The organism is Luteimonas sp. A501, from assembly GCF_054052085.1.
Window position 1 is genome coordinate 656,539 of the sequence record NZ_JBSVRI010000001.1, and the last position, 12,885, is coordinate 669,423.

11 protein-coding genes and 1 pseudogene are annotated in these 12,885 nt (G+C 69.4%); 7 read left to right on the top strand and 5 right to left on the bottom strand.

Annotation, left to right across the window (positions count from 1 at the left end):
* Positions 1–13: 13 nt before the first annotated feature.
* Positions 14–889, bottom strand: a complete 876-nt coding sequence (gene bla, locus ACW7G5_RS03000) for a subclass B3 metallo-beta-lactamase (RefSeq protein ID WP_457001686.1) — start codon at positions 887–889, stop codon at positions 14–16.
* Between the two features lie 139 nt (positions 890–1,028).
* Here bla and ACW7G5_RS03005 point away from each other — a divergent pair, with 139 nt between their 5' ends.
* Positions 1,029–2,450, top strand: coding sequence for a M16 family metallopeptidase (locus ACW7G5_RS03005; RefSeq protein ID WP_457001688.1), 1,422 nt, complete (start codon positions 1,029–1,031; stop codon positions 2,448–2,450).
* A gap of 10 nt (positions 2,451–2,460) precedes the next feature.
* Positions 2,461–3,885: a M16 family metallopeptidase gene (locus tag ACW7G5_RS03010; protein WP_457001689.1), complete on the top strand. Its 1,425-nt coding sequence runs from the start codon at positions 2,461–2,463 to the stop codon at positions 3,883–3,885.
* 60 nt (positions 3,886–3,945) lie between these two features.
* On the opposite strand, the gene ACW7G5_RS03015 is transcribed toward ACW7G5_RS03010, so the two are convergent.
* The 3 genes from ACW7G5_RS03015 to ACW7G5_RS03025 all read right to left on the bottom strand — a co-directional run bounded on the left by ACW7G5_RS03015 (position 3,946) and on the right by ACW7G5_RS03025 (position 6,275).
* On the bottom strand, positions 3,946–4,818 hold the full coding sequence (locus tag ACW7G5_RS03015; RefSeq protein ID WP_457001691.1) for a bile acid:sodium symporter family protein: 873 nt from the start codon (positions 4,816–4,818) through the stop codon (positions 3,946–3,948).
* A gap of 152 nt (positions 4,819–4,970) precedes the next feature.
* On the bottom strand, positions 4,971–5,621 hold the full coding sequence (locus ACW7G5_RS03020) for a C40 family peptidase (RefSeq protein ID WP_457001693.1): 651 nt from the start codon (positions 5,619–5,621) through the stop codon (positions 4,971–4,973).
* Between the two features lie 111 nt (positions 5,622–5,732).
* Positions 5,733–6,275, bottom strand: a complete 543-nt coding sequence (locus ACW7G5_RS03025) for a C40 family peptidase (protein WP_457001695.1) — start codon at positions 6,273–6,275, stop codon at positions 5,733–5,735.
* A gap of 20 nt (positions 6,276–6,295) precedes the next feature.
* Between ACW7G5_RS03025 and ACW7G5_RS03030 the strand changes: the two are divergent.
* The 5 genes and pseudogenes from ACW7G5_RS03030 to ACW7G5_RS03050 all read left to right on the top strand — a co-directional run.
* A pseudogene (locus ACW7G5_RS03030) lies at positions 6,296–6,838 on the top strand (FKBP-type peptidyl-prolyl cis-trans isomerase); the annotation flags it as partial.
* Between the two features lie 111 nt (positions 6,839–6,949).
* Positions 6,950–8,200: an NAD(P)/FAD-dependent oxidoreductase gene (locus ACW7G5_RS03035; RefSeq protein ID WP_457001696.1), complete on the top strand. Its 1,251-nt coding sequence runs from the start codon at positions 6,950–6,952 to the stop codon at positions 8,198–8,200.
* Entirely contained in the window at positions 8,197–9,564 is a 1,368-nt protein-coding gene (gene gorA, locus ACW7G5_RS03040; protein ID WP_457001698.1) for a glutathione-disulfide reductase, read from the top strand. The genes ACW7G5_RS03035 and gorA overlap by 4 nt, the downstream gene beginning before the upstream one ends.
* A gap of 17 nt (positions 9,565–9,581) precedes the next feature.
* Positions 9,582–10,358, top strand: coding sequence for an N-formylglutamate deformylase (gene hutG / locus ACW7G5_RS03045; protein WP_457001700.1), 777 nt, complete (start codon positions 9,582–9,584; stop codon positions 10,356–10,358).
* An 82-nt stretch (positions 10,359–10,440) separates the two neighbouring features.
* Complete coding sequence (locus ACW7G5_RS03050) at positions 10,441–10,911, top strand: hypothetical protein (RefSeq protein ID WP_457001702.1); 471 nt, start codon at positions 10,441–10,443, stop codon at positions 10,909–10,911.
* Between the two features lie 51 nt (positions 10,912–10,962).
* Here the strand turns inward: ACW7G5_RS03050 and parE are convergent, their stop codons facing one another.
* Entirely contained in the window at positions 10,963–12,852 is a 1,890-nt protein-coding gene (gene parE / locus ACW7G5_RS03055) for a DNA topoisomerase IV subunit B (RefSeq protein ID WP_457001704.1), read from the bottom strand.
* Between the last annotated feature and the right edge of the window lie 33 nt (positions 12,853–12,885).

Here is a 12,885-nt window from a genome sequence, read left to right on the forward strand (position 1 = left end):
CCCGTGTGCCCGCTCAGCGCCTGCCGCTCACCCGCTCGGACTCGAGCTGCTCTTCGAAGGCGCGCTCTGCGGCATCGGCGTACTCGATGCAGGTCATAGGCTTGGATGCCGCCCGGTCGGCGAAGTCGTGGCCGCTGGCGCCCGGATGCGGGGTCAGCAGCAGGTCGCAGGGCAGGGCGCGGACCACGTCGAAGCTGCGACGGTAGTCCTCGACGATGCGCGGATAGCGCGGGTTGCCGATCAGCTGGTATCCCGGAGCGCTCAGGCTGTCGGCGTAGGCGATGCGCAGGTCGCGGCCATCGTCGCGATCGGTCCAGGTCCAGGCCGTGCTGCCCGGCGTGTGCCCGGGCATGAAGTGCCCGGTGAAGCGCATGCCGCCGAGTTCGACGACTTCGTTGTCCAGCAGCAGGCGGTCCACCTGTACCGGCGGGAATGTGATGGCGTCGCCGAAGTGGATGTCGTTGCTGCCGCCGCGCGCCAGCAGCACCGCGGACTCGGCGTTCGCGGCGACGCGGGCCCCGGTGTTCCGGCGGATTTCGGCGAAGGGGCCAACGTGGTCGGCGTGGGCCTGGCTGGACAGGATCAGCTTGAGGTCTCCCGGCGCCACGCCCAGGTCGGCCATGTGCCGCAGCAGCATGTCCGCTGCCTGCGGCATGCCGCCGTCGATCAGCATCGCGCCCGCCGGGGTCTTTACCAGGATCGCGCTCAGGTTGGCCGTGCCGATGTACCAGGTGCTGTCGGCGATGCGCACAGGTGCGATGGGCTGGCGCCAGCTTTCGTGGACGGTGTAGGCCTCGAGCTGCGGCAGCGGCGGCTCCGCGGCGGCCCCGGCCCGGGGCGACAGGAGGACGGCGAGGGCAAGGGCGGTTGGCAGGGCGCGGAGGGGCATTGTTCACCGGCAAGGCAGGGAAAAGGCGGCAGTATCCACCGGATGCCGGCCCTGCGTCGCGGGCATGACGTCCGGCCGGCCACAGGCCCGGGCATCCGCGGTATGTTCGCGATTCGTTCAAAAGGGAGATGGGGGACAGATGAAACTGCCCAGGCATATCGCGTGGCTGTCCGCGCTGCTGATCGCGGCGCCGGCCTTCGCCGCCGACACCGACCGCTGGGATATCCCGGTGGCGACGAAAACCCTCGACAACGGCCTGACCGTGGTCGTGTCCGAGGACCGCAGCGCGCCCGTGGTCGGCGTCAGCGTGGTCTACGGCATCGGCATGCGGCTCGAGCCGCGCAACCGCACCGGCTTCGCGCACCTGTTCGAACACTTGATGTTCGAAGGTTCGGCCAACGCGCCGGAAGGCGTGTTCGACCGCGTGATCACGGGCGGCGGCGGGCGCAACAACGGCTCCACCCGCGCCGACTTCACCAACTACATCGAGATCGCGCCCTCGTCCGCGATCGAGCCGATCCTGTGGCTCGAGGCCGACCGCATGCGCATGCTCGACTTCAGCGAATCGACGCTGAAGAACCAGCAGGACGTGGTCAAGGAGGAGATCCGCAACAACGTGCAGAACCAGCCCTATGGCGGCTTCATGTGGATCGACATCGGCATGCATGCGTTCCAGAAGTGGGAGAACAACCACGATGGCTACGGCAGCTTCGAGGATCTTGAAAGCGCCAGCCTGGAGGACGTGAAGGCGTTCCACCGCGACTATTACGGGCCGAACAACGCGATCCTTTCGCTGGCCGGCGACATCTCGCCCGACGAAGGCTTCGCGCTCGCGGAGAAGTATTTTGGCGACATCGCGCGGCGCGAAACGCCTGCCGCACCCGATTTCAGCGAAGGCCTCAATACGCAGGAAAAGCGCCTGCAGCAGGGTGACAAGCTGGCCCAGGTGCCGGCGATCGCCGTGGCCTGGAAGATGCCCGACCGCGGCAGCGCCGACCAGGCGCCGATGGCGGTGCTGGGCGCGCTGCTGGCCAACGGCGACGCCTCGTGCCTGTACCAGGGCCTGGTGAAGGGCCGGGAGCTGGCGCTCAACGTCGATTCGCTCTACGGCCTGACCAGCGAGTGGGAGTACGACGGCCCGACGCTGTTCACCGTGTTCGCGCTGTACAAGCCCGACACCGATGCCGACGCCATGCTGGCCGCCATCGACGAGGAGATCGCGAAGGTGGTCGCCGATGGCGTCGACGACGCCACGCTGGCCCGCATCAAGACCCGCATGCTGGCCGACTGGTACGACGGCCTGGAGTCCTTCCTGTCCCGCGCCGACGCCCTGGCCAAGCTGCAGCTGATGTGGGACGACGCCCAAGTGGTCAATCGTATCCCCGGCTGGATCGATGCCGTGACCTCGGCCGACGTGCAGCGCGCCGCGCGCACCTACCTGACGCGCGACAACCGCACCGTCATCGACCGCAAGCCCGAAGCGATGCTGCAGGCCGCCACGGCCGGCACCGACGCCGCGGACGCGGACGCAGGCACGCCCGCCACCAATGGCCAGGACTGAGGAGACTTCCATGACCATCTTCTTCAAGCACAGCCTGCTCGCCCTGGCCGTCTCCGCGCTGGCCTGCGGCGCCGCCGTCGCCGGCCCCGCCGCCGACCTGCCGAAGGACCTGCCGCCGTACGCGGCCGACAAGCCGCTGCCGGTGCCCGAGATCGCACGCAGGACCCTCGCCAACGGCCTCGAGGTCTGGGTGGTGCCGCGCGACGGCATCCCGCGCGTGGACTACGTGCTCGCGGTGCGCAACGCCGGCTACGTGGCCGACGCGCCGGACGCGCCCGGCTTTGCTTCGCTGCTGGCCGGCCTGCTCCCTGAAGGCACCGCCGAGCGTGATTCGCGCGAGATCGCCGAATTCGCACAGGCCCAGGGCGGTGGCATCGGCGCCACCGTCAACAGCGACGGCGCCATCGTGTATGCCAATGCGTTGGCAGCCAATGCCGGCCCGATGCTGTCCCTGCTGGCCGAGGTCGCGCGCTCGCCGGCCTTCCCGGAAGGCGAGGTCAAACTGGCGCAGGCCAACGCCCTGCAGGCCCTGAAGGCGGCCGAGGCGCAGCCGGGATTCCGCGCCACCCGCGCGCTGCTGTCGGCGGTGTACGGCGACCATCCCTACGCGCGCACGCAGGCCACCGAAGCGTCGATCACGGCCGTGACGCCCGAAGCGCTGCGCAGCGAGCACGCGCGGCGCTTCCATCCCGGGCGCAGCCTGCTGGTGGTGGCCGGCCGGGTCGAGGCCGACGAGGCGTTCCGCCTCGCCGAGGAGGCCTTTGGCGACTGGAAGGCGCAGGGATCTGCCGACGTCGCGGCCACGCCCGCCGCCCCGCGCCAGGCCGAAGCCCAGCGCCTGCTGCTGCAGCGCGACGGCAGCGTGCAGTCGACCCTGCGGCTGGCGAGTCCGGCGGTGCCGGCCAGCGACCCCGACGCGATTCCGCTGCAGCTCGCGGGCACCGTGCTCGGCGGCAGCTTCTCCAGCCGCGTGATGCAGAACCTGCGCGAGGAGAAGGGGTATACCTACGGTGCCCGTGCCGGTGCCACGTCCTCGGCCGAGGGCGGCTACGTGGTCGGCTCCGCGGACGTTCGCAACGAGGTCACCGGCGCGTCGCTGACCGAGTTCTTCAGCGAGTACGCGCGCCTCGCCACCGAGCCGGTGCCGGCGACCGAGCTCGATGACACGAAGCGCTATGTCGCCGGCAGCTACCTGATCGGCAACCAGATGCAGGCATCGGTGGCTTCATCGTTGGCCTCGAACTGGCTGGTCGGACTGCCGCCGGAATACCTCGGCGGGTTCGTGCCCAAGGTGCGCGCGGTGACCGCCGGCCAGGTGCAGGCGATGGCGGCCAAGTACTTCGTGCCGGAGCGGCAGAGCATCATCGTGGTGGGCGATGGCGACGCGATCGCCGGGCAGTTGGCCGAGTGGGGCGAGTTCAAGACGGTGGAATGAGCGGAAGCGCCTTCCCCGCGCCTCGTCCCGCACGCCCGGGGACGAGGCGCGGAAGCCGGGTCAGGCCACCGCCGGGACCGCGCGGGGCCGGTTGAGCCACCAGGCGAACGCTGCCGCGGTGAAGAACATCAGCAGGCTGTACACCGCTGCGGGGATCGCCATCGCGGCGTTGCCCAGCACGTTGAGCGCGATGAAGATCGCCAGCGTGCCGTTGTGGATCCCGATCTCCATCGAGATTGCGACTGCCTGCGGCCGCGGCAGCTTCAGCGCCAGCGGCGCCGCATACCCTGTGCCCAGACTGGCCAGGTTGAACAGCAGGCAGGCCATGCCGACCACGGCCACCGACGACAGCAGCACCTGCCAGGACTGCGCCACCGCCACCGCGACCAGCAGTGCCAGCACCAGTACCGACAGCAGCCTCAGCGGCTTGGCCGAACTCGCCGCGAACCCCGGCGCGAAGTGGCGCACGGCCATGCCCGCAGCGACCGGCAACAGGATGATCACGCCGACTTCGACCACCTTCGCCACCGGCGGCGGGACGTACTGGCCGGCGCCCACGAAATACTCGAGCGACAGGTTGAGGATCACCGGCAGGGTCAGCAGGCAGAGCAGGCTGTTGATCGCAGTCAACGTGATGTTGAGCGCCACGTCGCCGCGTGCCAGGTGGCTGTAGATGTTCGCCGTGGCGCCGCCCGGTGAAGCCGCCAGCAGCATCAGCCCGACCGCGAGCGCCGGCCGCAGCCCGAAGCCCAGTGCCAGGCCGAAGGCCACCCAGGGCAGGATCAGGGTCTGCAGGGCCAGGCCGGTCAGCACCGCCTTGGGATAGCGCGCCACGCGCCGGAAATCGTCAATGGTCAGGCCCATCCCGAGCCCGAGCATGATCACCCCCAGCGCCAGTGGCAGCAGGAGGTTGGTCAGCAGCGTCGCCTGCATCGCCGTCCTTTATCGTGGTTTCCCCGGTGCCGAGCTTCGCCCGTCGGGCGGGGGCGTGCACGCCGCGCTGCAACGAGGTCCAGGCAGCGGAAACAGGAAGGCCGCCCGGGAGGGCGGCCTTCGGTTCCAACAGCAGGGCGTCAGGCAGGGGCTCAGCTGTGCAGACCGTCCACCCGGCGCGCCTGCAGGAACTTGCCGGCCCAGTAGCCGGTGTCCAGGCGCGATACCGTGACATCGCGGCCGGTGCGTGGCGCGTGCACGAACTGGCCGTCGCCGACGTAGATGCCGACGTGGTCGACGCGCTTGCCGCGGCGGCCGAAGAACACCAGGTCGCCGGCTACAAGCGCCGCGCGTTCCACCTTTTCGCCGTTGCCGGCCATCTCGCGCGACACGCGCGGCAGTTCGATGCCCAGCGCGGTGCGGAACACATAGCCCACCAGGCCGCTGCAGTCGAAGCCGGAGTCCGGCGACGTGCCGCCCCAGCGGTAGGGCGTGCCGAGCAGGCCCATGGCACGCTGCAGCAGGGCCTGGATCCGCCCATGCGGCTGGGCGTCGACGCTGGACTCGCCGGCTTCGATCAGCTGCAGGACGTCGGCGGCGCTCAGCATGTCGCGGCTCGGCGCGATGGCGCTGCCCGTGAGGGTCTGGCTGGTAGAGCCGGAAAGCATCTGGTCGGCGGAGTCGGCACCCAGCGGGGCGGCGAATGCCGGGGTCGCGCAGAGCAGCAGCAGGCCACTGAAGAGAAGCGATCGCACCCGGAAGGTGGAGCGGCTGGCGGAGGCGATTCCTGGAAAAAATGTCACGCGGTCTTCACAAGTCGACAACAGCAGCGCGTGATGGTGCCGTAGAGAAGCCTCCGGCTTGTTAGGATTTCATTAGCCGGGCGTGAAGGGCGCGGGACGCGTGTCCTCGATTCAGCGCAGGATGCGTTTTGCGCCGCTGTAGTTGCGTCGCCAGTAGCTTCCGTCGAGATGGTCCAGGCGGACCGTGCCTCCGGTGCTGGGGGCATGCACGAAGCGGCCTTCGCCGATATAGATGCCGACGTGGGTGACGCTGCCGCCGCTGCCGAAGAACACGAGATCGGAGGTCGCCAGCTTGTCGGGCTGGATCTTCGGCCCCTGGTAGGCGGCCAGGTCGCGCGAGGTGCGCGGAAGCTTGAGGTCCAGCATGTCCCGGTACACATAGTTGACCAGGCCCGAACAGTCGAAGCCGCCCTCGGGGGTATTGCCGCCGTAGCGATAGGGCGTGCCGACCAGGCTGATGGCGCGCATCAGCACCGCATTGGCCGCGGCCGGATCGGCCGGCGTGACCTGGGGCCACGCGCGCTCGGCGGCGGCCGGAGCCCGGGCCGGCGTCGGAGCGCGGACATTGTCGCGGCCGCAGCCGGCGGCGAAGGCCAGGATCAGCAATACCGCGGCGGCGATTGGCGCGCGGTGGCCGGTGTCTGGATAATGCATGTCCTTGCCCATCGGCCGGCATCTTGGCCGAGCCTCCGCATTCCTACAAGCGGCCGCGTGCCGCGCTTCCGGACCCCTTGCACATGAAGATCGAAAAAGACCGCGTCGTCCGCTTCCACTACACCGTCTCGCAGAAGGGCGGCGAACCGGTGGAGACGTCGAAGGACCGCGACGAGCCGCTGGCGATCCTGCACGGCCACGGCAACATCATCCCGGGCCTTGAGAAGGCGATGGAAGGCCACGTCGCCGGCGACAGCTTCAGCGCCGACGTGCCCTGCGCCGAGGCCTATGGCGAGCGTCGCGAGGGTATGACCCAGCGCGTGCCGAAGAAGCATTTCAGCGGCCAGAAGCTCAGCGTCGGCGACCAGGTGGTGCTGAACACCAACTTCGGCCCGCGCGCGGTGACCATCCAGAAGGTCGGCATGAGCGTGGTCGATGTCGACCTCAACCATCCGATGGCCGGCCAGGACCTGCACTTCGAGGTCGAGATCGTCGACGTGCGCGAGGCGCAGCAGATCGAAATCGAACACGGCCACGTGCACGGGGCGGGTGGCCATGACCATGGCGACGCGGCCGACCAGGAAGACGTGGCGGCGGCTCCGGCCGAAGCCTCCGGCAGCGACGACCCCACCGGCAAGGCCGGCTGACGGCCGCCTGCGCCGCTGGACTTCCGCATGGACGACCGCGTTGATGTGGTGGTGGTGGGTGGCGGCGTCATCGGCCTGTGCACCGCGCTGTGCCTGGTCGAAGCCGGGCGCAGCGTGCGCGTGCTGGAAGCCAGGACCGTCGGCAGCGGCAGTTCGCACGGCAACTGCGGGACGCTGACGCCCAGCCATGCCGCGCCGCTGGCCGCACCCGGCGCCATCGTCCAGGCGCTGCGCTGGATGTTGACGCCCGATGCGCCGTTCTACGTGGCGCCGCGGCTGGACCCGGGCCTGTGGCGCTGGCTGATGGGCTTTGCCAGGCGCTGCAACGCCCGTGACTGGCGCACGGCACTGGTCGCGCGCGCGGCCATCCTCAACGATTCGATCACCGCCTATCCCGATTGGGTGGCGCGCCATGCACCCGCGGCGGAGTATGCGTCGGAGGGCGTGGACTACCTGTTCCGCAGCGCGTCGGGTTTCGACGCGGCCGCGCGCGACATCCCGCAGCTGGCCGAAGTCGGCATCGGCGCAGAGGTGATCGAGGGCAGCGACTACGAGCGTTCGGACCCGGCGCTGAAGCCCGGCATCCACGCCGTGATCCGCTTCCCCGGCGATGCCAGCCTGCGGCCGGACCGCTATGTGAGCGGCCTGCTGCAATCGCTGCGCGCGCTTGGCGGCGTGATCGAGGACGGCTGGGACGTGCAGGGCATCGACGAGGATGCCGACGGCGTGACCGTGCACGGCAGCCGTGGACGCGTGCAGGCGCGCGACGTGGTCATCGCCACGGGTGCCTGGTCGCCGACGCTGATGCGATCGGCGGGCCTGGGCGCGCTGCCGGTCCAGCCCGGCAAGGGCTATTCGATCACCTACGACCGCCCATCGCTGGTGCCGCGTCGTGCGCTGTCGCTGCACGAGCCGGGGGTCTGCGTCACCACCTGGGGCAGTGGATACCGTCTCGGCAGCACGATGGAGTTCTCGGGCTACAGCACCGATCTCAACCGCCGGCGGCTCGATGCGCTGGAACGCGGCGCTGCGCAGTTCCTGCACCAGCCGGTAGGCCCGGTGAAGCACGAGGAATGGTACGGCTGGCGCCCCTTGAGCATCGACGACGTGCCGATCATCGGCCGCGTGCCCGGGCGCCGCCATGCCTGGATCGCGACCGGGCATGGCATGCTCGGGGTCAGCATGAGCCCCTCCACCGGACAACTTGTCGCCGACATGGTCTGCGGCCGCGCGCCGCGGATCGATCCCGCGCCGTATTCGCCGGCGCGGTTCCGGTGAGCGCCGTCCGCGGCATCGAGGTCGACCTCGCCGTCGTTGGCGGCGGCTCAGGTGGACTGGCCGCTGCCTTTCGCGCTGCCAGCCACGGCGCGCGCGTCGCGCTGCTTGAGCCGGGCGAACTTGGCGGCACCTGCGTCAACGTCGGCTGCGTGCCGAAGAAGGCGATGTGGCTGGCGGCCGATCTCGGCGCGCGCATCGGCATGGCTTCGGCGCTGGGCTTCCCGGTCAAGCGTGCCTACCCGGACTGGACGCAGCTGGTGGCCAGCCGCCAGCGCTACATCGCCAACATCCACGCCAGCTACCGCCGGCGCCTGGACGAGGCCGGGATCGTGCTGCTGCCTTCGCGCGGCCGGCTTGCCGGCGATGGCGTGGTCGAGTGCGGGGATGGCACCCGGGTGCGTGCGGCGCATATCGTGCTTGCCACCGGCGGCCGGCCGGTGCGGCCGGACATTCCCGGCGCGGACCTGGGCATCGATTCGGACGGCTTTTTCACCCTGTCGGAGGCACCGCGACGGGTGGCGATCATCGGCGGCGGCTACGTTGGCGTCGAACTTGCCGGGGTGATGCAGGCGCTGGGCAGCCACGTCGAGCTGTTCGTGCGCGGCCAGGGCCTGCTCAAGGGCTTCGACCACGAGGTGATCGAGCGCCTGCAGGGCAACCTGCACCAGTCCGGCATCGCACTGCACCTGGGCTATTCGCTTGCCGCGCTGGAGGCCGGCGAGGCCGGCGGCGTGCGTCTGCGCGAGGAGGCTGGCGATACCGGCCAGCCCTTCGACGTGGTGATCCTCGCCACCGGGCGGCGTGCGAACACCGACGACCTCGGGCTGCAGGCCGCCGGCGTGGCGACCGACGGCCGTGGCTTCATCAAGGTGGACGGGTTCCAATCCACCGGCGCCGACGGGGTGTACGCGGTCGGCGACGTGACCGGCCGCCTGGCGCTGACACCGGTGGCGATCGCCGAGGCGCGGCGGCTGATGGACCGCGTGTTCGGCGGCGAGCCGGACGCGCGGGTCGATCATGCGAACGTGCCGACCGTGGTGTTCTCGCATCCGCCGATCGGCAGGGTCGGCCTGACCGAGGCCGAGGCCCGCCAGCGCTTCGGCGGCGATGCGGTCAGCTGCCACCACACCACCTTCCGGCCGATGCTGCATGCCCTGGCCGACGTCCAGCAGCACAGCATGTTCAAGGCCGTCTGCGTGGGCGAAGAGAAGCGCGTGGTCGGCCTGCACCTGCTTGGCGAGGCCGCGGACGAGATCCTGCAGGGCTTCGCGGTGGCGGTGAAGATGGGCGCCACGCTTGCCGACTTCCACGCCACCGTCGCCATCCACCCGACCAGCGCCGAAGAGATCGTGCTGCTGCGCTGAGCGGTTAGGATCGGGGGATGGAGACCTTCACCCTGCACCGCGGCAGCGCGCCGCTGCTCGTCAGCCTTCCGCACGACGGCACCCATGTCCCGGACGCGATCGCGCGGCGCCTGACCGCCAGCGCGCGTGCCGTGCCCGACACCGACTGGCACGTGGCCCGGTTGTACGATTTCGCGCGTGAGCTGGGCGCCTCGATCCTCGTGCCGACGCATTCGCGCTACGTGGTCGACCTCAACCGCGACGAAAACGACACCTCGCTCTATCCCGGGCAGAACACCACCGGGCTGTGCCCGGTGCGGCAGTTCAATGGCAGCGCGGTCTACCTTGAAGGTCAGGAACCCGCGCCCGGGGAGGTCCTGCAGCGCGTCGACGCGTACTGGCGGCCCTACCACGCGGCGCTGCGCGGCGAGATCGATCGCCTGAAGCAGGCGCACGGCCGCGTGGTGCTGTGGGAAGGCCACTCGATCCGCGGCGAACTGCCCTGGCTGTTCCCCGGGCGGCTGCCCGACCTCAATCTCGGCACCGCCAGCGGCGCCAGTTGTGCACCGGAGCTGGCCGAGCGCCTGGCGCTGGTGCTGGCGAAGCAGGGCGGCTATGACTGGGTGGCCAACGGCCGCTTCAAGGGCGGCTACATCACGCGCCATTACGGCCGTCCCGAGCAGGGCGTGGATGCCGTGCAGCTCGAGATCGCGCAGCGCACCTACATGGACGAGACGACTTTCGACTGGCGGCCGGAGCGGGCCGCGGCGTTGCAGCCAGTGCTGCGCGCGCTGCTCGAAGCGAGCGGGTGCTGATCGCTGCGATGTCCTGTGGGCGGGCCAAACGTCGTCTCTTGGGTAACCGCGGACTGTCCGCGCACCCATGGAGAGGTCTTCAATGCGTATATCAATGGGGATGTTCTTGATTCCCGCCGTGCTGTTACTGGCCGCAGCATCGCCGCCTGCGTGGTCCGTCGAGGCCCAGACCATGGCGGCAGGGGCGTGCAAGAGTGCGCTGCCGATATTCGACGGCAATATCCGCAGCAGGCCGCTGGCAGTGCAGAACGAGGGGACGTCGTCCGCCTTCGTCACCTGCACGCAACAGGCTGAGCTGGGCAACGAGCCCAGGAGCATTGGGATCAGCCTGATCAACACGGGCGCGGCCGCCACGACCGTGAACTGCACCATGGTGAATAGGCCGCTTTTGTCGGAGTACTATCCCGAATCGATTCAAGTCGCCGCCGGTGCAATCACCTGGCTCATATTCACACCATCGGGTGCACCGACGTTCACAGGCACGCTGCATGCCTTCAGCTGCAATCTGCCGCCAGGTACCGGCGTCAATCGAATCGCCTACCTATACGATTGAGCCCCGGTCGCGTCATCCGTGCGATGCACGGGTGACGCGGACCGACCAACTTCAGACCTCCAGCGAAGCCAGGTCGCCCTTTTCCTCCAGCCAGGCCTTGCGGTCGGACGCGCGCTTCTTGGCCAGCAGCATGTCCATCAGCGAGCGCGTCTGGTCGGCATCATCGATGGTCAATTGCACCAGGCGGCGGGTGTCGGGGTGGATCGTGGACTCGCGCAGCTGCGGCGGGTTCATCTCGCCCAGGCCCTTGAAGCGGGTGACGTTGACCGTGCCCTTCAGCTTCTCGCGTGCGATCTTTTCCAGCAGCAGGCGCTTTTCTTCCTCGTCCAGGGCATAGAACACCTGCTTGCCGATGTCGACGCGGTACAGCGGCGGCATCGCCACGAAGATGTGCCCGGCGCGCACCAGCGCCGGGAAGTGGCGCAGGAACAGCGCCGCCAGCAGGGTCGCGATATGCAGGCCGTCCGAGTCGGCGTCGGCCAGGATCACGACCTTGCCGTAGCGCAGGCCGGAGATGTCGTCCTTGCCCGGGTCGCAGCCGATGGCGATGGCGAGGTTGTGCACTTCCTCGGAGGCCAGCACGCTGGTCGACGCGACCTCCCAGGTGTTCAGGATCTTGCCGCGCAGCGGCAGGATCGCCTGGAAATCCTTGTCGCGGGCCTGCTTGGCGCTGCCGCCGGCGGAATCGCCCTCGACCAGGAACAGCTCGGTGCGCGACAGGTCCTGGCTGATGCAGTCGGCCAACTTGCCCGGCAGTGCGGGCCCCTGGGTGACCTTCTTGCGGACGATCTGCTTTTCGGTCTTCAGCCGAGCGCTGGCGCGGTCGATCGCCAGCTGCGCGATCTTCTCGCCGATCTCGACATGGCTGTTGAGCCAGAGGGTGAAGGCATCCTCGGCGGCGCCCTCGATGAAGCCGGCGGCCTGGCGCGAGCTCAGCCGCTCCTTGGTCTGGCCGCTGAACTGCGGGTCGCTCATCTTCAGGCTGAGCACGAAGGCGACGCGGTCCCAGACGTCTTCGGGCGCCAGCTTGACCCCGCGCGGCAGCAGGTTGCGGAATTCGCAGAACTTGCGCAGGGCATTGGTGAAGCCCGAGCGCAGGCCGTTGACGTGGGTGCCGTGCTGCGGCGTCGGGATCAGATTGACGTAGCTTTCCTGCACCAGCTCACCGTCGGGGATCCAGGCCACGGCCCAGTCCACCATCTCGGTGTCCTTCTTCAGGCGGCCCAGGAACAGCTCCGGCGGCAGCGGCTCGCGGCCGGTGAGCTCGCCGGCCAGGTAGTCGCGCAGGCCGTCGGCGTAGTGCCACTCGTCGCGCTCGCCGCTGGCCTCGTCGAACAGGGTCACGGTCAGGCCGGGGCACAGCACCGCCTTGGCACGCAGCAGGTGGCGCAGGGCGCGCAGGCCGAACTTCGGCGTGTCGAAATACTTCGGGTCAGGCCAGAAACGCAGCCTGGTGCCGGTGTTGCGCTTGCCCACGGTGCCGACGATGTCCAGGCCGCTGACGGGGTCGCCGTCGCGGAACGACATCAGGTACTCGTTGCCATCGCGCTTGATATGCACCTCGACCAGGGTCGACAGCGCGTTGACCACGCTCACGCCCACGCCGTGCAGGCCGCCGGAAAACGCGTAGTTGCGGTTGCTGAACTTGCCGCCCGCATGCAGGCGCGTGAGGATCAGCTCGACGCCGGGGACTTTTTCTTCCGGGTGGATGTCCACCGGCATGCCGCGGCCGTCGTCGGAGACTTCGCAGCTGCCGTCGCGGTGCATGGTCACCGCGATCGCGCGCGCATGGCCGGCCAGGGCCTCGTCCACCGCGTTGTCGATGACCTCCTGCGCGAGGTGGTTCGGCCGGGTGGTATCGGTGTACATGCCGGGACGGCGCTTGACCGGATCCAGGCCGGACAGGACTTCGATGTCGGCGGCGTCGTAGCGTGAATTCATTGCGGAAAGGGCAAGGCCCGGAGAGCGTGGGGA